This is a genomic window from Streptomyces sp. NPDC018610 (assembly GCF_044391765.1).
Classification (GTDB): Bacteria; Actinomycetota; Actinomycetes; order Streptomycetales; family Streptomycetaceae; genus Streptomyces.
The window spans coordinates 786,309-810,473 of the sequence record NZ_JBISAL010000001.1 but is presented as its reverse complement, the minus strand read 5'-3'; the positions used below and the strand labels follow the sequence as shown (position 1 = coordinate 810,473).

Below are 24,165 nucleotides of genomic sequence, written 5' to 3'. Positions count from 1 at the left end.
CCCGGCCGGTATGTCGGGGGCGGCTCCCCCCCCGGGGGGGGGGCCCGGGGGGGCGCGGCGGGGGGCGCCGGGCCCCGCGGGGGGGGGGCCCCCCCCGGGGGGGGGGCGGGGCGGGGCCCCCCCCGACGACGGTGAGGGCCCGGGACGCACGACGTCCCGGGCCCGTCCCGTCCGTGGGGCTTCCCGGCCCACGGGGAGCCCCCTGCGACTCCGCGGGGCCTTCCGGCCCACGGCTCCTTCCGGTCCACGGGGCTCTCCGGTCCGTAGGGCCTTCCGGTCCACGGGGGAGGGGCGGCTCGGCCCCGGCCATGGGCGGTCCCGTCCCGCCCACACGCGCGTGCGGCCGGCCCGCGTGACGGGTCGCACATCCGGCGCGCCCCGCCCGGTTTGACCCCCGCCCGGCCGGGCCCGTAACCTTGACCGTCGGCGTGTCCATTGAGCACGCCACATCCCCGTAAACCTCTTCCTCCCGGGCACAGGGCTGGCCGGGAGAGGTCGTCCTGTTTCAGGGCGGCTGGCCTGCGGGGGTGCCGTTTCTTCGAGCGAAAGAGAGATCCGCGTGTACGCCATCGTGCGCAGCGGTGGTCGCCAGCACAAGGTTGCTGTCGGCGACATCGTTGAGGTTGACAAGATTTCCACCGCCAAGGTTGGCGACACGGTCGAGCTCTCGACCCTGCTCGTTGTCGACGGCGACGCTGTGACCAGCGACCCGTGGGTGCTGGCCGGCATCAAGGTCCAGGCCGAGGTCGTGGACCACCACAAGGGCCAGAAGATCGACATTCTGCGCTACAAGAACAAGACCGGCTACCGCCGTCGGCAGGGCCACCGCCAGCAGTACACGGCGATCAAGGTCACGTCGATCCCCACGGCTGCGAAGTAAGGGACTGAAGAGACATGGCACACAAGAAGGGCGCATCGTCCACCCGGAACGGTCGCGACTCCAATGCCCAGCGGCTCGGCGTGAAGCGCTTCGGCGGTCAGGTCGTCAACGCGGGTGAGATCCTGGTCCGTCAGCGCGGCACGCACTTCCACCCGGGTGCGGGCGTCGGCCGTGGCGGCGACGACACGCTGTTCGCGCTGCAGGCCGGTGCGGTGGAGTTCGGCTCCCACCGTGGCCGCAAGGTCGTGAACATCGTTCCGGTCGCCTGATCCAAGGCTCGACCGAACGGTTTCGTTCCGCGAGGCGGACCTCACTTCCCGGGCGGGAAGGCGGGTCCGCCTTTCGCGTGTTACGCAAGAGACATTCCCGTAGTTTCTGGAGGCATCAACCATGACCACCTTCGTGGACCGCGTCGAGTTGCACGTCGCCGCGGGTAACGGGGGCCACGGCTGTGCCTCCGTACACCGCGAGAAGTTCAAGCCGCTGGGCGGCCCGGACGGCGGCAACGGCGGGCGCGGCGGCGATGTGATCCTCACCGTCGACCAGTCCGTGACCACGCTGCTCGAGTACCACCACTCGCCGCACCGCAAGGCCACCAACGGCAAGCCCGGCGAGGGCGGCAACCGCTCCGGCAAGGACGGCGCGGACCTGGTGCTGCCGGTGCCGGACGGCACCGTCGTGCTGGACGGGGCGGGCAACGTGCTCGCCGACCTGGTCGGCCACGGCACCTCCTATGTCGCCGCACAGGGCGGCAGGGGCGGCCTGGGCAACGCGGCGCTGGCCTCGGCCCGCCGCAAGGCCCCCGGTTTCGCGCTGCTCGGCGAGCCGGGCGACCTCGGCGACATCGTCCTGGAGCTGAAGACCGTCGCCGACGTGGCCCTCGTCGGCTACCCGAGCGCCGGCAAGTCCTCGCTGATCTCGGTGCTGAGCGCGGCCAAGCCGAAGATCGCGGACTACCCGTTCACCACCCTCGTGCCCAACCTCGGCGTGGTGACGGCCGGCTCGACCGTCTACACCGTCGCCGACGTGCCCGGCCTGATCCCCGGCGCGAGCCAGGGCCGGGGCCTGGGCCTGGAGTTCCTGCGCCATGTGGAGCGGTGCAGCGTCCTCGTGCACGTCCTGGACACCGCGACCCTGGAGTCCGACCGCGACCCCGTCTCCGACCTCGACATCATCGAGGAGGAGCTGCGGCAGTACGGCGGCCTCGACAACCGTCCGCGCATGGTCGTCCTGAACAAGATCGACGTTCCCGACGGCAAGGACCTCGCGGAGATGGTCCGGCCGGACCTGGAGGCGCGCGGCTACCGTGTCTTCGAGGTGTCGGCGGTGGCCCACACCGGCCTCAAGGAGCTGTCGTACGCGCTCGCCGAGCTGGTCGCCAAGGCGCGTGCCGCCCGGCCGAAGGAGGAGGCGACGCGCGTCGTCATCCGGCCCAAGGCCGTCGACGACGCCGGCTTCTCGGTGACCCGCGAGGAGGACGGCCTGTACCGCGTCCGCGGCGAGAAGCCCGAACGCTGGGTGCGCCAGACCGACTTCAACAACGACGAGGCGGTCGGCTACCTCGCCGACCGGCTGGGCCGCCTCGGTGTCGAGGAGGAGCTGATGAAGGCGGGCGCCCGCTCCGGCGACGGCGTCGCCATCGGCCCCGAGGACAACGCGGTCGTCTTCGACTGGGAGCCCACGGTCATGGCCGGCGCGGAGATGCTGGGCCGCCGCGGTGAGGACCACCGCTTCGAGGCGCCCCGCCCGGCCGCGCAGCGCCGCCGCGACCGCCAGGCCGAACGGGACGAGTCCCAGCAGGAGTTCGACGACTTCGAACCGTTCTAGTGACATCACCGAACGGCCGGCCCGCTCCGATGGCCCGGAGCGGGCCGGCCGTTCGGCCGCGTACGCCTCGCGGGGCCCCGGCTCTCGTCCATGTGTCTTGATCGTGACCCCGCGGTGAACAACCTTTCGGCACGGGTTCGTGTCTCACGTCCAGGAGCACTCCCGAACCGTGTCCGGAGTGCGAGCAAGGGAACGGCGTCGGACCGCGGCGCCCTGGATGGGGAATTCACAGTGAAGATCGCATTCCTGGTCCGCGACCTCTGCCACATGGGAGGCGTGGTCAGCGCGACGCAGAACCTCGCCGGCGCGCTCGCCGAGGCGCACCAGGTCGAGATCGTGGCGCTCCGCAAGGTGCGCGACGAGTCGTACTTCCCCCTCGACCCGCGGGTGTCGGTGCGGGTGCTCAGCGACATGCGTCCGCACTCGCCGGTCTCCGACGTGGACGACCCGCTGTCGGACAAGTTCCCGCTGATCTACCCGCTCAACGCCGGGGCGAGGACCCCGGTGGTGAGCCGGCTCGCCGAGCTGCGGCTGCTGGAGTACCTCGCCACCACCGACGCCGACGTGGTGGTCAGCTCCAGCCCGCGCAACACGATCATGCTGGCCCAGGCTCCGGGCAGCTACCTCAAGGTCACCCAGGAGCACTCGATGCCGTCGATCTACGCGACGGACATCAAGCAGCGGCTCTTCCCCGCCTACCTGGCCCTGGACGCGCTCACCGCGCTCACCCCGGAGGAGGTCGCCAGCATCGGCCGCCTGGTGCCGGCGGTGCGCGACCGGCTCGCGGTCATGCCCAACTGCGTGCCCCCCGCCCCGGTCCGCTCCAAGAGCACCAACAAGGTCGTCATCTCCGCCGGCCACCTCACCGACAACAAGAACCACGCGCTGCTCGTCGAGGCGTTCGCCAAGGTCCACGCCGAGGCGCCCGACTGGACGCTGCGCATCTACGGCACCGGCGGTGAGAAGGCCAAGCTGCGCGCCCGCATCAACGAACTGGGGCTGGCCAACAGCATCCTGCTGATGGGCCAGGCCGCCCCGGTCACCCCCGAGTTCGGCAAGGGCTCGATCTTCGTGCTGCCCTCCAAGCGGGAGGCGTTCGGCAACGTGATCGTGGAGGCGATGGCGGCCGGTCTGCCGGTCGTCAGCACGGACGCCGACCACGGCCCGCGCAACATCCTCACACCCGGCGAGGACGGCCTGATCGTCCCGCGCGGCGACGCCGACGAGATGGCGAAGGCCATCCTCAGCCTGGTCCGCGACGACGACCTGCGCGCCAAGATGTCCGAGAACGCGGTGCGCAACGCCGAGCGGTTCCACGAGACCGCCAGCCGCGAGCGGTTCGAGGCGATCCTGGAGCAGGCCTTCGCCCGCAAGGCGCTGCCCCGGCACGCCACCGCCCGCGTCGACGCGCGCGGCGACGTGCACGTGGGCGTGGGCCCGCTGCCCGAGCAGGCGCACGGCGCCGACCTGGTGCTGCGCCGCAAGGGCAAGGAGATCGAGGAGCACCGCTTCGCGCTGTCCGCGGCCGGCGACGCGGTCGTCCCCTGGGACGCCGGCATCCCGCACGGCACCTGGGACACGGTCCTGGCCACCCCGTCCGGCGCCGAGGTGCCGCTGAGCACCGACGGCTACGGCTGCGACACCCGCGACCTGCTCGCGGTGGAGCTGCCCCGCACGGGATCCCACGCGCTGGCGCTGCTGCTGCCGCACCGGCACGAGGACGGGTGGCTGAAGGTGCGCAGCGCGCTGCGCGAGACGCACGCCGAGGTCGGGCCGGTCCAGGTGGACAAGGAGGCCATCCGGGTCCGAGCGGACCTGTGGGGGGCCGTGGCGGGCCCGGGTGCGGTGGTGGAGGCCGTGCACCGCAAGAACAAGGAGCGGGTGCTGACCTTCTCGCCCCAGGCGGACGGCGACGGCCGGATCTCCGTGGCGGTCGACTGCCGCACCCTGGTCGACCAGCACACCGACGAGGACGAGAAGGAGGTCATCTGGGACTTCTGGATCCGTCCGGCGGACGAGGCGCCCCGGGTGGCGCTGGCCAAGCTGGCCACCGACGTCCTCAAGCCGATCGACGTGTTCACCTTCCCGCGGCCGGTGATCACCGACACGATCGCGCCGCCGCCGTCCGTGGTCAGCCGGGCCGTGCGCAAGGCCCGCCGCACCCTGGGCGCCACGCCGCCCCCGCCGGCGCCCCGGCGCCGCAAGACCGAACTGCGGCCCTACTTCACGGCGCTGAGCCAGTTCGCGGTGAAGACCGTACGGCTGTGAGCCCGCCGCCGCGGCGAACGGCACGCGGCGGCGCCACGGCGTGAAAGAGGGCGGGGCCCGGAGGAATGTCCTCCGGGCCCCGCCCTCTTTCAGGCGCCGCTCACAGCTCCTTGGCCTGCTCCATCATCCGGTCCACGACCCGCGCCGAGGCGTGGCCGTCGTCCAGGTCGCAGAACAGGTGGTGGAAGCGCTCGAAGCGCTCCTTGTACTCCTCGGACACCTGGTCGATGTCGCGGATCGCGTCCACCAGCTCCTTGGAGTTGAAGACCAGCGGTCCGGGGGAGTCCTGCTCGAAGTCGAAGTAGAAGCCGCGCAGGGTGTCCCGGTAGTGCTCCAGGTCGTAGGTGAAGAACAGCATCGGCCGCCGCAGGTGCGCGTAGTCGAACATGACCGACGAGTAGTCCGTGATCATGATGTCGGCGGCGACGTAGAGGTCGGCGATGTCCGGGTACTCCGAGGCGTCCCAGACGAAGCCGTTGCCGGCGCCCGGCACCAGGTCCACCACGTTGGAGTGGCGGCGGATCAGCAGGACGTGGTCGTCGCCGAGGCGGCGCTGCGCGTCCTCCAGATCGATCCTGAGGTCGAACAGGTACTGGCCCTGGCTGTGCCGCTGGTCGTCGCGCCAGGTCGGCGCGTACAGCACGATCTTCTTGCCCTCGGGCAGGCCCAGGGCCTTCTTCACCCGCTCGGCGATGCGGTCCTTGTCGGGCGAGTACAGGTAGTCGTTGCGCGGGTAGCCGGCCTCGAGGATCTCACCGTCGTAGGAGAAGGCGCGCTTGAGGATCGGGGTGCTGAAGCGGTTGGAGGAGACGACCATGCTCCACTGCTTGGCCTCCAGCGCCAGCTTCTCCTGGTAGCGGCGGTCGAAGTGCAGGGTGTCGATGTCGTGGCCGATCTTCTTCAGCATCGTGCCGTGCCAGGTCTGCACGATGACCTGACCGGGCCGCCGCTCGATCCAGTCCGGCAGGTGGCCGTTGGTGACGATGTAGCGGCTGGAGGCCAGCGCCTCGTACCACTCGCGGCCCCACATCCGCACCCGCTCCACACCCTCGGGCAGGATGACCTGTCCGTCGCGCACGGCCCACAGGTGCTTGAGCTTCGAGCCCCGGGAGACCAGCTCCTCGTACATCGCGCGCGGGCTGTCGGAGAACTGCTTGCCGTTGTAGCTGAGGTAGAAGACCTGGTCCTTCAGCGGCTCACGGCGCAGCGGCTCGTACAGCTCGCGGCGCAGCTGCTTCTGGCGGTACGGGCCGCGCTCCAGGTCGTCGAGCTCGGAGCGGCAGTTGAGCTGCGGGAAGTCCGCCCAGCGGTTCTCCAGCCAGTAGCGGCGCCCGTTGAGCTCGGCGCGCAGCGGGAACTGGGCGGCGGCGAGCCGGTCGGTGACGAAGGGGACGTCGGGCGCCTGGCCGTCCGACGGCCGCAGGAAGAGGTTCCAGCGGCCCGCGCGCAGCGGGACGTCGCCGTTGCCGCCGAGCCGGGAGGGGTCGAAGGCGACCTCGAAGCGGCCGTCCTCGAACCAGCGGGCCTCGACGAACCGCTCCTCGAAGCGGGAGCGCGGCTTGAGCAGGAACCGGGCCCCGGTCAGGTGGGGGTCGGTGTGCCCGGCGATGGTGATGCGGCCGTCGCGCAGCTCCACCCGGTCGATGGTGGCGCGCCGGGTGCGGCCGGCGAACTTCAGGTAGCCGTTGTGGCCGGCGACGACGGCGATCTCGCCCAGCGCGGCCTGGCCGCCCAGGGAGGCGGGCAGGTTGTACCGGGCGTCGGCCAGACCCTCCTGCAGCACCGTGCTGAACTGGCGCTCCTCGCCCTGCGGGTCGCGGGCGATCAGGGCGGTGGACCAGACGCGGCTCTCCGGCTGGGCCTTGGCGTCGACGCCCTCGTGGAAGACCAGCGCCACGTCGGCCACGGGGACCTCGACGGAGAACCGGCGGGCGCCGCCCTGCTCGGTGAGGGTCACCGGGTACTCGTGGACCTCGGCGCCCTTCTGGTTCTTGACCCGCAGCACGACCTGCTCGCCGGCGGCGAGCGGCACCCGGATCTCACCGGTGACCTTCAGCAGGTCGCCCTCCAGGACGCGTCCGGTGATCAGCGCGCGGACCTTCTCGATCCGCAGCTTGAGCGCGCCGCGCTCGACGGACGGCAGCAGCCGGAAGTCGGGGCTGAGCCATTGGTAGGGCGGGAAGTTGCAGTCGGCGCCGCCGCTGGACTGCACGGCGGCGCGGCGCACCAGGCCGGAGGCGTACAGGCCGAGGCCCACGTGCCACATGCCCTCCTGCCACTCGCCGCCCTTGCGCAGCTTCGCCGGGTCGAGGGCGACCTCCCAGCCGGCCCAGTCGTAGTTGTAGCGGTCCTGGGAGGTGTCGGTGGTGGCCTCGGGGCGCTCCACGTTCTTCGCGGGCAGCACGATGCGGCGCCGGGACTTGTCCTTGCGCAGCTGGAGGATCTTCACGGAGGACCGCTTGGAGGGCAGGTCGATCTTGTCGATCCAGGCGATGCCGGACAGCAGCAGCTTGCCGTCGGACCAGGTGATCTCACGCAGCGGGGCGCGCATCTTCAGGTCCGGGTCGATGCGCAGGGCCTTGCGGGGGAAGTCCAGGTCGGCGTCGGCGAGCGAGGGGAAGGAGGCGTACTTGCGGACCAGGCCGCTGACCTCGACGGCCTCGCGGCGGCGCTGTCCGGCCAGCAGGGTGATCAGCTCGTCCATCTGGTGCTTGCGCACCAGCAGCCACTGCACGCGCAGCTGGGCGGGCAGCGCCATGACGACCTTGGGGTCGATGTGGTCCAGGAAGCGGTTGGCCGAGCGGAGGAACTCGGCGCGGTACTCCTCGTCGCCGTCGGGCACCACGTTCAGGAACAGGCGCAGGTCGTCCTTGAGGACGCGGGTGTCGTACTCGTGCTTGAGGCGGGCGAAGGTCTCGCCGGACTGCTTGCCGAGGAAGTCGCTGATCTCCAGCACGGAGGTGACGCGGTCGCGGACGCCGGCCGGGTCGGTGCGGCGCTGCGTGATCGAGGGCGCGGACTCGCCCTCGCGCAGCCGCCAGTAGTAGCAGGGCTCGGAGATGACGTCGACGGCCTCGGCGAGGTAGTGCGCCCGCATGGTGACGGGCGTGTCCTCGTAGAGGCGGCCCTCGGGGAAGGCGAAGCCGTTCTTCTCCCAGAAGGTGCGGCGGAACACCTTGTTGCAGGCGATCCGGTCGGCGACGAGCTTGGCGTAGCGGGATATGTGGGTGCGCTGGCGGGCCTCGCCGGCCAGCATCCGCATCAGCGGCACCTGCCAGGACTTCTCGCCCTTGAGGTGCCACACGTTGCCGGTGGCGAAGTCGGAGCCGGTCTCGTCCAGGCTGCCCACCATCAGGCGGTAGGCGTCCGGCGGGATCAGGTCGTCGCTGTCGACGAACGTGACGAACTCGGCCTCGGGGGACATGTGGGCGATGCCGGTGTTGCGGGCGGCGCCCAGGCCCCCGTTCTCCTTGCGGATCAGCTTGAAGCGGGGGTCGCGCTGCGCGTACGTCTCGGCGATCGCGGCCGAGCCGTCCGGTGAACCGTCGTCCACCATCAGGACCTCGTAGTCCTGGAACGTCTGGGCCGCCAGCGAGTCGAGGCAGGCCGGAAGATAGCGCTCCACGTCGTACATGGGCACGATGACACTGAGCCGAGGGGCCATGGCTTGGTGGATCTCCTTTTCGAAGGGTCAGGCCCGCTCGACCAGTTCGAGCGCCTGGGCGGGGGTCGGTGCGTGGGTGCGCTCGGCGAACGGCACGATGGGCAGCGGTGTGCTCTCGCCGAGGAAGACGCGCCGCACCACGCGTTCGGCTGCACGCCCGTCGTCGAACTCGCAGAACCGGCGCCGGAAGGCCGCGCGGCGCTCGGCGGCGTCCGCGTCGTCGTACTCGTCGGACGAGAGCAGCCTGATCAGCTCGGCCTGCGAGGTGGCCACCGCACCCGGCGACTCCTGGAGCAGGTTGAAGTAGGTGCCGCGGACGGCGGAGTAGATGTCCCAGTCCGGGGCGAAGACGATGATCGGCCGGTCCAGTACGGCGTAGTCGAACATCGCGGAGGAGTAGTCCGTGATCAGCGCGTCCGCGGCGAGGTACAGCTCCTCCACCCGGGCGTGGCCCGATACGTCGACGATCCGGCCGCTGCGGCGCAGTTCGGCCACGTGCGGGGAGCTGCCGTAGAAGTAGTGGCCGCGCACCATCAGGGTGACGTCCGGGCCCAGCTCCTCGGCCAGGCGGGCGAGGTCCAGGCTGGGGGTGAACCCGGGCTGGTACTCGCGGTGCGTCGGCATGTACAGGAACGCCTTGGCGCCGTCGGTCAGCCCGAGCGCGGCGCGGGCCCGGCGCACGTCGTCGGAGCCGGCATTGACCAGGATGTCGTTGCGCGGGTAGCCGGTCTCCAGGGAGACGTAGGAGCAGGGGTAGACCCGCTCCCACACGGCGGTGGAGAACCGGTTGGAGCTGATGCTGTAGTCCCAGCGGTCGCAGCGCTCCAGCAGCTTGTCGAAGTCCATGTCCGTGGAGGCGGGGTACTTGCGCTGGTCCAGGCCCATGGTCTTCAGCGGGGTGCCGTGGTGGGTCTGCAGGTGGATCTGGCCCTCGCGCTTGACCACGTTGTCGGCGAAGTTCACGTTGTTGACGAGGTACTTGGCGCGGGCCAGGGCCGACCAGTACTCCTTGGAGCCGACGCGGACGACCTCCACGCCCTTGGGCGCCTGCTCGGCGGCCTCGGGGCGCAGGGCCCACACCCGGCGCATGTGCGGGGCCAGGCGGGCCAGTTCGGCGTCGATCGCGGCCGGGTTGCAGGAGACGCTGCGGCTCCAGTAGGCGGAGAACAGCGCCAGGTTCTCGTCGAGCGGGAGCCGCAGCTGCGACTGGTAGAAGACGCCCATCGCGCCGCGCTTGGACCGGTTGATCGCGGTGCGGGTGCGGGTCTTCACGGTCTGGCGGAGCTTGACGGCGGCGGTGGCGCCGGCCATCGCGGTGTACGCGTCGCGCTCCATCATCCCGTACTTGTGGCCGCGTCCGCCGGACGGGCGCTGGAAGCCCTCGGGCAGCCGGGCGCGGTAGTCGGCGGCGGCGCGGTGGAAGAACTCCGCGCGCGCGTCCTGCGGGAGGCGGTCGGGGCGCTCCAGGACGGTCAGGTAGTGGTCGACCATCTTGCGGAACAGCGGCGCGCGCCAGCGGGCCAGTTCGGGGTGGGCGTCGAGGAAGTCGAAGACCCGGCGGTACTGGTCGAAGACGTCGAAGTGCTTGCGGCTGCGGGTCTTGAGGATGTTGCCGCCCTCGCGCCGCTGTCGGTACAGCACGCAGATCCGGTCCAGCACGGCGATGCGCTCGGCGCTGATCAGGGAGCAGAACGTCCAGGGGGCGTCCTCGTAGTACCCCGGCGGGAAGGTGAGGGCGTGGCGGGTGACGAAGTCCCGGCGGTAGACCTTGTTCCACACGATCTGCAGCAGGTCCAGCAGCTGCGGCCGGTCGGCGAGGGGGAACACCTCCGGGCCGGTCTGGCGCAGCAGGTCCGCCCGCTGGTTGGGGCGGACACGGCCGTCCCAATAGGTGCGGGCGTAGTCGTAGACGAGTATCTCGGGATCGCCGGTCGCCTCCAGGCGCTCGGATATCGCCCGCAGCGCGCCGTCGGACAACGTGTCGTCACTGTCCAGGAACAGAAGGTAATCACCTTCCGCCTTTTCCAGTCCCGCGTTGCGCGCGCGTCCCAGTCCCACGTTTTCCGTGAGGTGAATCACATGAACGCGGGCGTCGCGTTCCGCGTACTGATCGAGAATGGCGCCCGAACCATCAGGGGAGCAGTCGTCGACCGCGATGACCTCGAAGTCCGTGAAGTCCTGCCCGAGGACCGAGTCCAGGCACTCGGCGAGATAGCCCTGGACCTTGTACACGGGGACGACGAGAGAGAGTCTGGGCATCCTTACAACCTGTTCCGAGGACCGATCACGCGAGTGAGGGAAGGGCCGGTGCGCTCCGCCCGCCGATGGACCCGAAGTGCGCTGGCCGCATCAGCGTAAAGGATTCACCTGAAGTTAGTGTGGGCCGCGTTGTGTGACGACGGAAGGCCGAGAGCTGCCCGGAAAGCCCCCACGGGGACGGCAATTGCGTCTTTCCCGGCGAGTGGAGAACTTCCTCACAGTCATCCCCACCCGTCTTGTTGGCGGTTGCACCCATATGTCGGACTCGATTTTCCGCCGGGCATCAACAAGGGTGCTTCTCGGTGGCACGAAGGTGACACGGACCGAGGAGGCACGAGGATGAGCTGGCTGGTCACGGGCGGCGCCGGATACATCGGCGCGCATGTGGTGCGCGCCATGACCGAGGGCGGCGAGGACGTCGTCGTCTACGACGACCTGTCCACCGGCAGTGCCGAGCGGGTGCCCGAGGGCGTGCCGCTGGTCGTGGGCAGCGTGCTGGACGGCCCCCTGCTGGAGCGGACGCTGCGCGAGCACGCCGTGACCGGCGTCGTGCACATCGCCGCCAAGAAGCAGGTGGGGGAGTCGGTCGAGCGTCCCCTGCGCTACTACCGGGAGAACGTCACCGGTCTGCAGACCCTGCTGGAGGCGATGGCGGCGACCGGCGCCGCCCGGCTCGTCTTCTCCTCGTCCGCCGCCGTCTACGGCATGCCCGACGTGGCGCTCGTCACCGAGGACACCCCGTGCGCGCCCATGAGCCCGTACGGCGAGACCAAGCTGATCGGCGAGTGGCTGATCGCCGCCGCCGCGCAGGCGCACGGCCTGCGGGCCGCCGCCCTGCGCTACTTCAACGTCGCCGGTGCCGCCGCCCCCGAACTCTCCGACGCGGGCGTCTTCAACCTCGTCCCCATGGTGTTCGAGCGGCTGGAGGCCGGCGAGCCGCCCCGCGTCTTCGGCGACGACTACGCCACGCCGGACGGCACCTGTGTACGCGACTACATCCACGTCCAGGACATCGCCTCCGCCCACCTGGCGGCGGCCCGCCGTCTCGCCGACGCCCCCGAGGGCACCTCGCTCGTCCTCAATATCGGGCGGGGCGAGGGAAGTTCGGTCCGCGAGATGGTGGACCGCATCCTCAAGACGACCGGCAACGAGGACGTCGTGCCCGAGGTGGCCGCCCGCCGCCCCGGCGACCCGGCGCGGGTCGTCGCCTCTGCCGACCGCATCCGCGCGGAACTGGGCTGGAGCGCCCGCCACGGCCTGGACGAGATGATCGAGTCCGCCTGGCTGGGCTGGCGCCACCGGCACGGCTGAGCCCTCGGACCCTCGGCCGGCGCTCCCGCTCCTGCCTGACGGGCGACCCGGCGAGCCCGGCCCGGGCACAGGGGCGGCGGCGCCCCTCCCGCCCCCGGGAGGCGACGGGACGCCCCGGCCGGTCCACCGGAACGCCCCGGTCGGTCCGGCAGCTGAAACGGACGGGCGCCGCGCCGCCCTCTTCGCGTAGATTCGGCCCGTGGACTCCGGCGAGGCGCCGGAGCGGCGCGAGGGGACAGACGGCAAGGTGGCAGGCGCAAGGCAGGGTGAGTCGGCGGTCAGGCAGCCGGTGGTCGAGGCCCGCAGGATCGTCGTCAAGGTGGGCTCCTCCTCGCTGACCACCGCCTCGGGCGGCCTGGACGCCGACCGCGTGGACGCGCTGGTGGACGTGCTGGCCAAGAGCCGGGCGGGAGGCGAGAAGGAGATCCTCCTCGTCTCCTCCGGCGCCATCGCCGCCGGACTCGCCCCGCTCGGACTGCGCCGCCGCCCCAAGGACCTCGCCCGCCAGCAGGCCGCGGCCAGCGTCGGCCAGGGACTGCTCGTGGCCCGCTACACCGCCTCCTTCGCCCGCTACGGCGTCCGCGTCGGCCAGGTGCTGCTGACCAGCGACGACACCAGCCGCCGCGCCCACCACCGCAACGCCTCCCGCACCCTGGACAAGCTGCTGGCGATGGGCGCCCTGCCGATCGTCAACGAGAACGACACCGTCGCCACCGACGAGATCCGCTTCGGCGACAACGACCGTCTCGCCGCCCTCGTCGCCCACCTCGTCCACGCCGACCTGCTCGTCCTGCTCTCCGACGTCGACGGCGTCTACGACGGCGACCCCAGCAAGCCCGGAACCTCCCGGATAGCCCAGGTCCACGGCCCCGCCGACCTGGCCGGCGTCGAGATCGGCAGCGCGGGCAAGGCGGGCGTCGGCACCGGCGGCATGGTCACCAAGGTCGAGGCGGCCCGCATCGCCGCCGCCGCCGGCATCCCCGTCGTGCTCACCAGCGCCGTCCACGCCGCCGACGCCCTGTCCGGCGGCGACACCGGCACCTACTTCCACCCCACCGGCAAGCGCTCCGCAGACCGGCTGCTGTGGCTGCAGCACGCCTCCGCCCCGCAGGGCTCGCTCACCCTCGACGACGGGGCGGTCCGCGCGGTCGTCGAGGGCCGCAAGTCGCTCCTGCCGGCCGGCATCGCCTCCGTCGAGGGCGAGTTCACCGCGGGCGATCCCGTCGAGCTGCGCGACGGGCACGGGCGCGCGGTGGCCCGCGGCCTCGTCAACTTCGACGCCAAGGAGATCCCCCGGCTGATCGGCCGTTCCACCCGCGAACTCGCCCGCGAGCTGGGACCGGCGTACGAACGCGAGGTCGTACACAGGGACGGTCTGGTGGTCCTGGAGCCGTAATGGCCCGAAACGTCCGTGCGGCCGGGCGCGGAAGGCGGGGACGTTCCGTAAAACCGCCCCATGAAGCCGTGCGGGCTGCTGCACTTTGTCCGAGGGACATGTTCCGCGCGAGCACGTGGGTAAAGGAGGCCGTCGTGAGACGAGTGCGCCCTGGGGCGGCGGCGTCCCGCGGTGGTGCCGGCGGGTCCCCCTCCCGTACGGCCGGCGGGGAACGCGCCCTGACCAGCGTGGCGGCCGGCGACCGCTACGACAAGGAGCGCGAGGCCCAGGACGCCTACGCCGAGGAGCGCGAGGGCGAGGACGGGCGCGCGGCGCGCGAGCCGGGGAGGACGGCGCGCGAGCCGGGCCGGGCGCGCGACCGCGCGCAACCGGCGGACCTGCCCCGGCTGTGGCACATCACCCTGCGGGTCTCCGGCGCCCGGACCCCCGTCCAGGAGGTCCGGCGCGGCCTGGAGCAGCTCGCCCACGACCACCCCTTCCTGCTGACCAGCCGCTACGCCGACGACCACGCGGAGGTCCGCTACTGGGAGGAGGCCCGCGACCTGCACGACGCCGCCGCCGTCGCGCTGCGCCTGTGGGGCGAGCACCGGCGCAGCGCCCAGCTGCCGCCCTGGGAGATCGTCGGCCTGGAGGTCGTCGACCGCGACACCTATCACCAGCGCCTCGCCGAGGGCTACGGCCCGCCCCCGGCCACCCCGGTGGGCGTCCACCCCTTCTGAGCCGAACCCGTACGGGGCCCGCTTCGGAGCCGGCCTGTGCGGGGTCCGCTTTTCGGCCGGTCTGTACCGGGTCCGCTTTCGAGCCGGCCCGGTACCGGGTCGGCCTTCGGCGCCCGTACGGGTGCCGCCCGCGCCGGGCTCCGTGGCGGGGACCCGCACGGAGCCCGCCCCGCGTCTGATCCCGACAGGTCCGGCCTCCACCGGTCCGCCCCGTTTCACCGGTCCGACCCTTATGCCCCGTCTCGTGGTGTGGAACATCCGGTGAACGGCCGCGCGCCGCGCACTACCCTTCCTCCATGACCACGCTCTCGCCGTACGACTCGATGTCCCCGGTCGCCCAGGCCGCCTACCGGGCCAAGGCCGCCGCCGCCGACCTCGCGCCGCTGCCGCGCGCCGAGAAGGACGACGCGCTGCTCGCCGTCGCCGACGCCCTCGAGGTCCGTACCGGCGAGATCGTCGAGGCCAACGCCAAGGACGTCGCCAAGGCCCGCGCGGCCGGCACGAGCGAGGCCATCGTGGACCGGCTCACCCTCACCCCGGAGCGGGTGCGGGCCATCGCCGCCGACGTGCGCGACGTGGTGGCGCTGCCCGACCCGGTCGGCGAGGTGGTCCGCGGCTCCACCCTGCCCAACGGCCTCGACCTGCGCCAGGTCCGCGTCCCGCTCGGCGTGGTCGGCATCATCTACGAGGCCCGCCCCAACGTCACCGTGGACGCCGCCGCCCTGTGCCTGAAGTCCGGCAACGCGGTCCTGCTGCGCGGCTCCGCCTCCGCCTACGAGTCGAACACCGCCCTGGTCCGGGTCATCCGCGACGCGGTCGGCGGCGCCGGGCTGCCCGCCGACGCCGTGCAGCTGGTGCCCGGCGAGAGCCGCGACAGCGTGCGCGAGCTGATGCGCGCCCGCGGGCTGGTCGACGTGCTCATCCCGCGCGGCGGCGCCTCCCTGATCCGGACCGTCGTCAACGAGTCCACCGTCCCCGTGATCGAGACCGGCACCGGCAACTGCCACGTCTACGTCGACGCCCGGGCCGACCTGGACATGGCCGTCGACATCCTGGTCAACTCCAAGGCGCAGCGCCCCAGCGTCTGCAACGCCGCCGAGACCCTCCTCGTCCATCAGGACATCGCCGCCGAGTTCCTGCCGCGCGCCCTGGACGCGCTCGCCGACGCCGGCGTCACCGTGCACGCCGACGAGCGGGTGATGGCGTACGCCAAGGACTCCCGCGCCACGGTCGTCGAGGCCACGCCGGAGGACTGGGACACCGAGTACCTGTCGTACGACATCGCCGCCGCCGTCGTCGACTCGCTGGACCGGGCCGTCGCGCACATCCGGCTGTGGTCCTCCGGCCACACCGAGGCGATCGTCACCACCTCCCAGCAGGCCGCCCGCCGCTTCACCCAGCTGGTCGACTCCACCACGGTCGCCGTGAACGCCTCCACCCGCTTCACCGACGGCGGCCAGTTCGGCTTCGGCGCGGAGATCGGCATCTCCACGCAGAAGCTGCACGCCCGCGGCCCGATGGGCCTGCCCGAGCTGACCAGCACGAAGTACATCGTCACGGGCGACGGGCACATCCGGCGCTGAGCGGACCGCGGCCCGAACGGTCCGCCGGACGGGCCCGGCGGCGATGGCGTGAAACCGCGTCTCGGCAGGCGGATGAATTTCCGTACCGTCTGCCCAAATTGACCCCCCAGGTCTACTCTGGGTCTGTGCCGGAGGACGTGGGGGGTACGCCGTTCCCTGACGGCTGGGAGCCCGACGACGACCACGACCGCGGGGTGTCGGACGAAGAGTTCGCCTCCGTGGTCTTCGACGAGGCCTTCGTACGGGCGGCCGTGATCCACGAGCCGACCGCGGTGGAGCGCCTCCTGGCCGCCGCCCAGGCCAGAGCCGAGGCCTCCGAGGCGGAGGCCCGCAGAGCCCACGCCAGGGGCGAGCGCTACGACGACGGCTACGGCCGCGGCTACGGCCCCGAACACGACTTCGACGACCTGGACGACGACCCCGACGTCCTCGACGGCCGCTACGGCGCCCCGAAAGCCCTCGGCAAACAGGTCCGCTGGCACCGCCCCGTCGCCTGGGTTCTCGCCCTGGTGATGGGCATCGGCATGGTCGCCCTGGCCTTCGCCGCGGTCTACCGGGGCGGCTCCTCCGGCAACCGGGACCAGGTGCCGCCGCCCGCCTCCACCGGACTGGAGCAGGGCAGCGCCGCCGCCCCCTCGACCTCCGTCGGCTCTTCCCGGCCACCCGTCCCGGCGGTTCCCCGCACCCACTGACCGCCCGCCCGCAGACCGGGTGAGGATGTGTCAGAAGTCGACCTACGGCGGGGCGTTTACCGGTGCGCCGCGGGACCCACCCTGAATATATGGGAGGGCGTGGAGACCCGCCCGAAGGGACCCCCGAGGGCACTCCCTCAGGCGCGGAGGACGAGTACCGATCCGTCGTCTTCGACGAGTCGTTCGTCCGCGCTGCCCGCCTCCAGGAGTACTCCGCCCGGGAGCGGATGACCGACCACACCCCCGCCGTGCGCCGCCGCCGCAGCCCGCACCGCGGACTGTCCCGGCAGGCGCTGGCCCTTCTCCTGCTGATCGCCCTCGCCTTCGCCACCGCGATCTTCATGGGCGTGCGCACCCCGTACCGGAGCCCGCTGGCCGAGCGGCCCGCCGAACCGCTGCGGATGACCGTCGTGCCGCTCGCCCCGCAGGGCGCGGTGCCCGGCGCGGCCGACCCCCGGTACCTGTACGCGCACAGCCCGGCCGCCCACTTCGAGGCCGGCGCCGAGGGCATCCCGTGGCCCGCCCACCGCGGCACCGCCCACTTCTCCGACAGCCAGGTCGTCGCCGCGCTGACGTACGCGCGCGAGTACGTCGTCGCCTCCTCCCTCGACCCGGAGGTGCTCACCGGCGGTCAGCTCGACACCGTCCGCTCGCTGCTGGACCCGGGCCAGCTCGACCAGTTCGACCAGAGCTTCGAGCACCCCGCCGCCGACGGCCGGCACGCGCCCACCGGATGGCTCGTCCGCTTCGACCCGGCCCGCACCGAGCTGGCCGACCCGCGGATCCGGGTACGGGGCAGCCTGCAGACCACCGAGACCGACGCCGACACCCTGGAGGTCACCGCGGACCCCACGGTCGTCTACGCGCTGCGGCCGGCCGGCGCCGCCGCCGGGGCCCCGGCCTCCCTGTTCACCGTCCGGCGCGAGCTGCGCTTCCGCTTCGACCGCGACGACCTGCGGCTGCACCAGGTCCAGCTGGTCGCCACCACCGTGCAGGCCGGACCGCTGTCCTGCCCCGGGGACAGCACGGTCCGCTTCCACCCGCTCCTGGCCGGGCAGAGCGCATCGGCCGGCGGCCCGGCCGGCACGGACCCGTACGCGACGGACGGCGCGCCGGCCCTGTGCGGCGCCCTCGCCCCCGGCGCCCAGCCGAAGGTGTGACGCCGCCCGCCCGGCCGCGGGTCGGTTCCCTCGGTACCGGTCGCCGGGCGGGGGTCGGTTCCCTCGGTACCGGTCGCCGGGCGGGGGTCGGTTCCCTCGGTACCGGTCGCCGGGCGGGGGTCGGTTCCCTCAGCCCCGGTCGCCGGACGGGGTGCCGTCCGAGGGGGGCCGGGTGTCGTCCGCGGGCGGCTCGCCCTTCGCCCCGGACCCGGGCGGCGCCGAGGTGAAGCCCTCGAAACCCCGCCGGACCCGGCCGCCCAGGTCGCCGGCCCCGCCCGCGAGATCGTTGACCAGCTTCATCAGCGGGTCCTTGGACGTCTTCACGTGGTGGGCGTAGTGCGCGGCCGACTCACGGAAGGAGTCGCCCACCGAGGCGTCCTGGTCCTCGGTGCGGCGCGGGTAGTGGCCGTCGAGGATGCGCTGGTAGTCGCGCGACTGAGACCACTTCTTCAGCTCGGCCGCCCGCACGGTGGCGAAGGGGTGGCTGCGGGGCAGCACGTTCAGGATCTTCAGCACGGAGTCGCGCAGGTCGCCGGAGGCCTCGTACTCCTCGGCCTGGCGCAGGAAGGCGTCCACGTTCATCTCGTGCAGGTGGTTGCCGCCCGCGATCTTCATCAGGCCGCGCATGGAGGCCTGCGGGTCCTGCCCCACCAGCAGACCCGCCCGGTCGGCCGACAGCTCCGACTTGCGGAACCACTCGCGCAGCGCCGTGACGATCGCCGTGATCGCGAGGCTCCCCAGCGGGATCCACGCCACGCGGACCGCGAGGCTGGTCAGGAACAGCAGGATCGTGCGGTACACCGCGTGGCCGGACAGGGCGTGGCCCACCTCGTGGCCGATGACCGCCCGCATCTCCTCCTCGTCGAGCAGCTCCACCAGACCGGTGGTCACGACGATGACCGGCTCGTCCAGGCCGACGCACATCGCGTTCGGCTGCGGGTCCTGGTTGACGTACATCGGCGGGACCTTCTCCAGGTCCAGGATGTAGCAGGCGTCCAGCAGCATGTCGTTGAGGTGCGCGAACTGCTGGTCGGAGACGCGCACCGAGTCCGACAGGAACAGCAGCCTGAGGCTGCGCTCGGGCAGCAGGCCGCTGAGCGCCTTGAACACCGTGTCGAACCCGCTCAGCTTGCGCAGCGCGACCAGGGCGGAGCGGTCGGCCGGATGCTCGTACGCGCGCGAGGAGATCCCCGGGAAGCGGGTGCGCCGCCGGCTCGGCACGCGCTCGTGCCCGTTGTGCTCGCGACCGTCGTCGGACATGTCGTCCCCCATGTGCGTCCTGTACGTCTGTGTGCGGCGCCCGCGTGCGCGCGGCCCCGTGTGCGCGCCCGTGCACGGTCTGCGCGGCGGCACGGGTGTGCGCCGCGGACGAACCCCCCGAAGCAGGAGCCAGCCTAGGCGGAGATACCGTGGACGGGCAGTACAGCGAAGGAGTCCAGCCATGGAGCACCACACCGCAGCCGCCCGGCTCACCGAGGCCGCGAGCGCCGCGACCCAGCACCAGGGATCGGGGGACCTCCTTCGGATCGTCCTGGTCGTGATGGTCCTGGGCTGCGTCCTCACCGGCTGGTTCCTGCTGCGCGGCTACAAGCGGAACGACGACTGAGACGGCGGGAAGGTTCCCGTCCGGGGCCGGCCCGGCCCCGGCGCCGCGACGCGGTGAGCCTCGCCTGTCGCGGCACCAGCGGCACCAGCGGTGCCGACGGCGGCGCGGGCACCGGCGACGCACGGCAACGGCGGAGTCGGCGTGAGCGGTGCGGAGGCGGGCGCTTACGATGGGCGGACATCTTTATCCCGCCCACACCTGGATAGGTCTGCCGACGATGAGCCTCCACCGCGCCGCCGCCCCGCTGGTCAACCTCGCCGAGGGCGGCAACCACGACAGTCTCAACCCCGCGGTGACCGGCGGAGCCGCCCTCGTGGTGCTGCTGCTCCTGCTGTGGATCACCACCCGCTTCAACCGCGACCGCTGAGCCGTCCCGGGATCCCGGGCGGGCTCGGGGCCTTCCCCGGTGATCTCCCGGACGAAGCTCAAGGACCGGGCCGGTAGGGTCTGCACGCATGGGAGAGCAGGACATGCCTACCGGTCCGGCGAGCGACACGGTGAAACACCCCGGACCCGGGCCCGGCGGCGGCCCCTCGACGCCGGGCAGGCGCCGCCTGGGCGTCATGGGCGGAACGTTTGACCCGATCCACCACGGGCACCTCGTGGCGGCCAGCGAGGTCGCCGCGCGGTTCGGCCTGGACGAGGTGGTGTTCGTGCCCACCGGCCAGCCCTGGCAGAAGAGCCACCGCCACGTGTCCCTGGCCGAGGACCGCTACCTGATGACGGTCATCGCGACCGCCGAGAACCCGCAGTTCTCCGTCAGCCGCATCGACATCGACCGCGGCGGCCCCACCTACACCGTGGACACCCTGCGTGACCTGCGCGCCCTCAACCCCGACACGGATCTGTTCTTCATCACCGGCGCCGACGCGCTCGGCCAGATCCTGACCTGGCGCGACTCGGAGGAACTGTTCTCCCTCGCGCACTTCATCGGCGTCACCCGGCCGGGCCACCACCTCAGCGACCCCGGCCTGCCCGCGGGCGGCGTCTCGCTCGTCGAGGTCCCGGCCCTCGCCATCTCCTCCACGGACTGCCGTGCGAGAGTCGCCAAGGGCGACCCCATCTGGTACATGGTGCCGGACGGAGTCGTGCGCTACATCGCCAAGCGCCAGCTGTACCGCGGCGAGTGAGCCGAGAGGGGCACCGGTGAACGACCGATACGACGCTGGGTACGGCGGCGGCGAGGACTACGAGCTCGTCGGCTACGACGAGTACGGCCGGCCGGTCTACCGGCAGGTCCCCGCCCAGCAGACCCCGCAGCAGACCTACGACGCGTACGGCCGGCAGACCTACGGGCAGCAGGACTACGGGCAACAGGACTACGGACAGCAGGACTACGGGTACGACCCGTACGCGAGCGGCGGACAGCAGCAGCCGGCGCCGTCCGGCTACGGCGGCTACGACCCCGGCCGGCCCGATCCCGCCCCCGCCTACGACCCCTACGGCGCCCACTCCCACGCCTCCCAGGGCCCGGCGACCGCCTACGACCCCTACGGGACCGCCGCCCCCACCGCCCCGTACGACCCCTACGGCCAGAGCGCCACCAGCGGGCAGCAGCCGCGGGTCGCCGGGCAGAGCGCCCACATCCCGCAGCAGACCGGCCCGGCGCACCGCACCGGCCCGGCGCGGGCCGCCGACCCGGGCGAGGCCGACGGATCCGACGAGGCGCACGGCGCGGCCGGACCCGACCGCCCCGAGGACGGCCCGGACGGGACCGAGCCCGGCGAAGAGGACTACCGGACCGAGCAGTTCGCCTTCGTCGAGGAGCCGAGCGACGACTCCGAGGACGTCATCGACTGGCTGAAGTTCACCGAGAACCGCACCGAGCGCCGTGAGGAGGCCCGCCGCCGCGCCCGCAGCCGCGTCATCGCCCTGGCCGTCGTGCTGGCCCTGGTCGCGGCCGGCGGCGTCGGCTACCTCTGGTACGCGGGGAAGCTGCCCGGGCTGTCCTCCTCCGGCTCCAAGAGCGGCGCCGCCACCGCCACGGGCGCCCAGAAGCGCGACGTGGTCGTCGTGCACCTGCACGACACCGCCAGGGGCGGCACCTCCACGGCGCTGCTCGTCGACAACACCACCACCAAGCAGGGCACCACCGTCCTGCTGCCCAACTCGCTCGCGCTGACGGCCGACGACGGCACCACGACGACCCTCGCCAAGTCCGTCCAGGACGACGGCTCCTCCGGGACCCGCGACCAGCTCGGCACCGTCCTCGGCACCGACATCGAGGGCACCTGGCGCCTGGACACCCCCTACCTGCAGAACCTCGTCGACCTGGTCGGCGCCATCGAGATCGACACCGACGCCGACGTGCCGGACCCGGACGCGAAGAAGCCGGACAAGAAGAAGTCCGGCGCCGAGCTCCTCGTGCACCGGGGCCGCAAGCAGTCCCTGAGCGGCAAGGCGGCCGTCGCCTACGCCACCTACCGCGCCCCGGGCGAGTCCCAGAACGCCCAGCTGCAGCGGTTCGGCCAGGTGATGCAGGGCGTGCTGCGCAAGCTCTCCTCCGACCCTCAGGCCGCCACCGTCACCGTGCAGACGCTGGCGCAGATCCTCGACCCCTCGCTCACCGACAAGGACCTCGGCGCCTTCCTCGCCGAGCTCGCCGACCTCGCCAAGGGCGGCGACTACAAGTCGGCGCTGCTGCCCGTCCAGGCCGACGGCACGCTGAGCGCCGAGACCAGCGACAGCGTGGTCAAGGAGATCCTCGGCGGCACCGCCAAGAGCCCCGAGAAGGGATCGGCCGTGCGCGTCTCGGTCCGCAACGCCTCCGGCGTCAAGGACGACACCGAGAAGGCCCGCGTCGTCCTCCTGAACGGCGGCTTCACCTTCCTGGAGGGCGGCACCGCCTCCGCGCGGTCCACGTCCCAGGTCGTCTACGCCGACGCCGAGGACAAGGAGAACGCCTCCGAGGTCGCCAAGACCCTCGGACTGCCCGCCTCCTGCGTGACGAAGGGCACGGTCACCTCCAACGCCGACGTCTCGGTCGTCCTCGGACAGGACTACAAGCCCGCCTCCGGGCAGTGACCGGCCTCATCGCGTGGGGCGTCGTCGGCGGTCGTGAGACCCTTGGTGTCAAGTGACCGCCGACGGAAAGCCACGCAGTGACCGCGACCGACCGCTCCATCGAGCTCATCCACACCGCCGCCCAGGCGGCCGCCGACAAGCTCGCGCACGACATCATCGCCTACGACGTCAGTGACGTCCTGTCGATCACGGACGCCTTCCTCCTGGCGTCCGCACCCAATGACCGCCAGGTCAAGTCCATCGTCGACGAGATCGAGGAGCGGCTCCTCAAGGAACTCGGCGCCAAGCCGGTGCGCCGCGAGGGCGACCGGGAGGCCCGCTGGGTCCTGCTCGACTACGTCGACATCGTCGTCCACGTCCAGCACAGCGAGGAGCGCGTCTTCTACGCCCTGGAGCGGCTGTGGAAGGACTGCCCCGAGCTCGACCTGCCCGCCGACGCCCAGGCCACCCGGGGCAAGGCCGCGGAGCACGCCAAGCTCCAGGCCGCCGAGGAGTCGGCCCAGCCGGACGGTGAGTGGCGGTGACCGGTGCCGGTGAGGGGGCCGGCCGCACGCCGGGCCGGGGCCGCCGCGTCATCCTGTGGCGGCACGGCCAGACCTCCTGGAACGTGGAGCGCCGCTTCCAGGGCTCCACGGACGTCGAGCTGACCGAGACCGGCGTCGGCCAGGCCCGCCGGGCCGCCCGGCTGCTGGCCTCCCTCGGCCCCGACGCGATCGTCTCCTCGGACCTGGAACGGGCCGCGCGGACGGCCGCCGAGCTGGCCGCCCTCACCGGCCTGGAGGTCACCCGCGACGAGGGCCTGCGCGAGACCTACGCGGGCGTCTGGCAGGGCCTGACGCACGACGAGATCATCGCCCGGCACGGCGAGGAGTACGCCGCGTGGAAGCGCGGTGAGCCGGTGCGCCGCGGCGGCGGCGAGCTGGAGACCGAGGTCGCCGACCGCGCCGCCCCCGTCGTGCTGCGGCACGTCGAGAAGCTGCCCGAGGACGGCACCCTCGTCGTGGTCAGCCACGGCGGCACCATCCGCACCACCATCGGACGCCTCCTCGGCCTGGAGGCCCACCACTGGGAGAGCCTGGGCGGGCTCTCCAACTGCTGCTGGTCCGTCCTCGGCGAGGGCGCCCGCGGTTGGCGGCTGCTGGAGCACAACGCGGGCACCCTGCCGGAGCCCGTCCTCGGCGACGACACCTGAGCCGCCCTGGCGCCCCCCGGGGGCCCGATTTCACTTTCCGGCAGGTCGCAGGCTAAAGTTCTTCTTGTTCGCCCCGCCGAGCGGGAAAGAACACCAAGCGGCTCAGCTGCTTGGAGCGAGGGGCTATAGCTCAGTTGGTAGAGCGCCTGCATGGCATGCAGGAGGTCAGGAGTTCAATTCTCCTTAGCTCCACGGATCGACACTCTGTCGAGTGGTCAAAGATCGGTGACGAGAATCCCGTCCCCCAGGGGGGCGGGATTCTCGGCGTTCCAGCCCCGGGCGAACTCGTCGGCTTCCTCCTGTGCCGGAGGCCCCAGCCGGGCACAGCGGTCGTCGGTGGCGCGGAGAGCGCGGACCAAGCCCTGTGGGACCGGCTCGCCACCGCGGCGCGGCTCGGCCGGCCGGTCGGGGCGGCGGCGTTCGGCGCACTGTTCCCCGGCCGGCTTGAGTCACTCGGGGCCTGGGGGGCGTATACCTCTGCGCGAGCGCCCTCGGCGTGCGGGTTCGCGCTGGCCGGGACGGCCGCGGCGGGCGCCGTGGCCGGACTGGTACCGAGGCGTCGCTGACCGTATCGGCCCGGCCGT

At 72.3% G+C, this 24,165-nt stretch carries 19 protein-coding genes and 1 tRNA gene; 17 read left to right on the top strand and 3 right to left on the bottom strand.

Annotated elements, in window-relative coordinates:
- Positions 1-559: 559 nt before the first annotated feature.
- The 4 genes from rplU to ACH5A8_RS03590 all read left to right on the top strand — a co-directional run bounded on the left by rplU (position 560) and on the right by ACH5A8_RS03590 (position 4,975).
- Positions 560-880 carry a 50S ribosomal protein L21 gene (rplU, locus tag ACH5A8_RS03605; RefSeq protein WP_009188585.1) on the top strand — a complete coding sequence of 107 codons (321 nt, stop codon included), beginning with the start codon at positions 560-562 and terminating at the stop codon, positions 878-880.
- A 14-nt stretch (positions 881-894) separates the two neighbouring features.
- Positions 895-1,149, top strand: coding sequence for a 50S ribosomal protein L27 (rpmA, locus tag ACH5A8_RS03600; protein ID WP_061922958.1), 255 nt, complete (start codon positions 895-897; stop codon positions 1,147-1,149).
- Positions 1,150-1,270: 121 nt separating this feature from the next.
- Entirely contained in the window at positions 1,271-2,707 is a 1,437-nt protein-coding gene (gene obgE, locus ACH5A8_RS03595) for a GTPase ObgE (RefSeq protein ID WP_398997487.1), read from the top strand.
- Positions 2,708-2,938: 231 nt separating this feature from the next.
- Entirely contained in the window at positions 2,939-4,975 is a 2,037-nt protein-coding gene (locus ACH5A8_RS03590) for a glycosyltransferase (RefSeq protein WP_398997485.1), read from the top strand.
- Between the two features lie 100 nt (positions 4,976-5,075).
- On the opposite strand, the gene ACH5A8_RS03585 is transcribed toward ACH5A8_RS03590, so the two are convergent.
- The gene (locus ACH5A8_RS03585; RefSeq protein ID WP_398997483.1) at positions 5,076-8,639 is read right to left on the bottom strand and encodes a CDP-glycerol glycerophosphotransferase family protein; all 3,564 of its coding nucleotides are present in this window, start codon (positions 8,637-8,639) and stop codon (positions 5,076-5,078) included.
- A gap of 27 nt (positions 8,640-8,666) precedes the next feature.
- Positions 8,667-10,898, bottom strand: a complete 2,232-nt coding sequence (locus ACH5A8_RS03580) for a CDP-glycerol glycerophosphotransferase family protein (RefSeq protein ID WP_398997481.1) — start codon at positions 10,896-10,898, stop codon at positions 8,667-8,669.
- 339 nt (positions 10,899-11,237) lie between these two features.
- Here ACH5A8_RS03580 and galE point away from each other — a divergent pair, with 339 nt between their 5' ends.
- From galE to ACH5A8_RS03550, 6 genes are all read left to right on the top strand, one after another.
- The gene (gene galE, locus ACH5A8_RS03575) at positions 11,238-12,209 is read left to right on the top strand and encodes a UDP-glucose 4-epimerase GalE (protein ID WP_398997479.1); all 972 of its coding nucleotides are present in this window, start codon (positions 11,238-11,240) and stop codon (positions 12,207-12,209) included.
- Positions 12,210-12,498: 289 nt separating this feature from the next.
- Positions 12,499-13,605 (top strand): glutamate 5-kinase, encoded by a 1,107-nt coding sequence (gene proB, locus ACH5A8_RS03570; protein ID WP_398998259.1) that lies wholly within the window; start codon positions 12,499-12,501, stop codon positions 13,603-13,605.
- A 143-nt stretch (positions 13,606-13,748) separates the two neighbouring features.
- On the top strand, positions 13,749-14,324 hold the full coding sequence (locus tag ACH5A8_RS03565; protein ID WP_398998257.1) for a hypothetical protein: 576 nt from the start codon (positions 13,749-13,751) through the stop codon (positions 14,322-14,324).
- A 296-nt stretch (positions 14,325-14,620) separates the two neighbouring features.
- Positions 14,621-15,907 carry a glutamate-5-semialdehyde dehydrogenase gene (locus ACH5A8_RS03560; protein WP_398997477.1) on the top strand — a complete coding sequence of 429 codons (1,287 nt, stop codon included), beginning with the start codon at positions 14,621-14,623 and terminating at the stop codon, positions 15,905-15,907.
- Positions 15,908-16,005: 98 nt separating this feature from the next.
- Positions 16,006-16,599: a hypothetical protein gene (locus ACH5A8_RS03555; protein ID WP_398997475.1), complete on the top strand. Its 594-nt coding sequence runs from the start codon at positions 16,006-16,008 to the stop codon at positions 16,597-16,599.
- Between the two features lie 89 nt (positions 16,600-16,688).
- The gene (locus tag ACH5A8_RS03550; RefSeq protein ID WP_398997473.1) at positions 16,689-17,759 is read left to right on the top strand and encodes a hypothetical protein; all 1,071 of its coding nucleotides are present in this window, start codon (positions 16,689-16,691) and stop codon (positions 17,757-17,759) included.
- A 129-nt stretch (positions 17,760-17,888) separates the two neighbouring features.
- Here the strand turns inward: ACH5A8_RS03550 and ACH5A8_RS03545 are convergent, their stop codons facing one another.
- Positions 17,889-19,019, bottom strand: a complete 1,131-nt coding sequence (locus ACH5A8_RS03545; protein ID WP_398997471.1) for a M48 family metallopeptidase — start codon at positions 19,017-19,019, stop codon at positions 17,889-17,891.
- 181 nt (positions 19,020-19,200) lie between these two features.
- Between ACH5A8_RS03545 and ACH5A8_RS03540 the strand changes: the two genes are divergently transcribed.
- From ACH5A8_RS03540 to ACH5A8_RS03510, 7 genes are all read left to right on the top strand, one after another.
- Positions 19,201-19,365 (top strand): hypothetical protein, encoded by a 165-nt coding sequence (locus ACH5A8_RS03540; RefSeq protein ID WP_398997469.1) that lies wholly within the window; start codon positions 19,201-19,203, stop codon positions 19,363-19,365.
- A gap of 217 nt (positions 19,366-19,582) precedes the next feature.
- Positions 19,583-19,732: a hypothetical protein gene (locus tag ACH5A8_RS03535; RefSeq protein ID WP_398997467.1), complete on the top strand. Its 150-nt coding sequence runs from the start codon at positions 19,583-19,585 to the stop codon at positions 19,730-19,732.
- A gap of 88 nt (positions 19,733-19,820) precedes the next feature.
- Positions 19,821-20,495, top strand: a complete 675-nt coding sequence (gene nadD, locus ACH5A8_RS03530) for a nicotinate-nucleotide adenylyltransferase (protein WP_398997465.1) — start codon at positions 19,821-19,823, stop codon at positions 20,493-20,495.
- Between the two features lie 16 nt (positions 20,496-20,511).
- Positions 20,512-22,389, top strand: a complete 1,878-nt coding sequence (locus ACH5A8_RS03525; protein WP_398997463.1) for a LytR C-terminal domain-containing protein — start codon at positions 20,512-20,514, stop codon at positions 22,387-22,389.
- 77 nt (positions 22,390-22,466) lie between these two features.
- A complete protein-coding gene (gene rsfS / locus ACH5A8_RS03520) occupies positions 22,467-22,913 on the top strand; it encodes a ribosome silencing factor (protein ID WP_398997461.1) in 447 nt (148 codons plus the stop codon).
- Positions 22,904-23,581, top strand: coding sequence for a histidine phosphatase family protein (locus ACH5A8_RS03515; protein WP_398997459.1), 678 nt, complete (start codon positions 22,904-22,906; stop codon positions 23,579-23,581). Before rsfS ends, ACH5A8_RS03515 begins: the two co-directional genes overlap by 10 nt.
- Before the next feature lie 119 nt (positions 23,582-23,700).
- Positions 23,701-23,773 (top strand) — tRNA-Ala (locus ACH5A8_RS03510).
- Positions 23,774-24,165 lie beyond the last annotated feature (392 nt).

Coding starts and splice junctions, on each gene's coding strand:
- rpmA (WP_061922958.1), top strand. CDS start 895: ATGGCACACAAGAAGGGCGCATCGTCCACCCGGAACGGTCGCGACTCC.
- obgE (WP_398997487.1), top strand. CDS start 1,271: ATGACCACCTTCGTGGACCGCGTCGAGTTGCACGTCGCCGCGGGTAAC.
- ACH5A8_RS03585 (WP_398997483.1), bottom strand. CDS start 8,639: ATGGCCCCTCGGCTCAGTGTCATCGTGCCCATGTACGACGTGGAGCGC.
- ACH5A8_RS03580 (WP_398997481.1), bottom strand. CDS start 10,898: ATGCCCAGACTCTCTCTCGTCGTCCCCGTGTACAAGGTCCAGGGCTAT.
- galE (WP_398997479.1), top strand. CDS start 11,238: ATGAGCTGGCTGGTCACGGGCGGCGCCGGATACATCGGCGCGCATGTG.
- ACH5A8_RS03560 (WP_398997477.1), top strand. CDS start 14,621: ATGACCACGCTCTCGCCGTACGACTCGATGTCCCCGGTCGCCCAGGCC.
- ACH5A8_RS03550 (WP_398997473.1), top strand. CDS start 16,689: ATGGGAGGGCGTGGAGACCCGCCCGAAGGGACCCCCGAGGGCACTCCC.
- ACH5A8_RS03545 (WP_398997471.1), bottom strand. CDS start 19,019: ATGTCCGACGACGGTCGCGAGCACAACGGGCACGAGCGCGTGCCGAGC.
- ACH5A8_RS03540 (WP_398997469.1), top strand. CDS start 19,201: ATGGAGCACCACACCGCAGCCGCCCGGCTCACCGAGGCCGCGAGCGCC.
- ACH5A8_RS03535 (WP_398997467.1), top strand. CDS start 19,583: ATGAGCCTCCACCGCGCCGCCGCCCCGCTGGTCAACCTCGCCGAGGGC.
- nadD (WP_398997465.1), top strand. CDS start 19,821: ATGGGAGAGCAGGACATGCCTACCGGTCCGGCGAGCGACACGGTGAAA.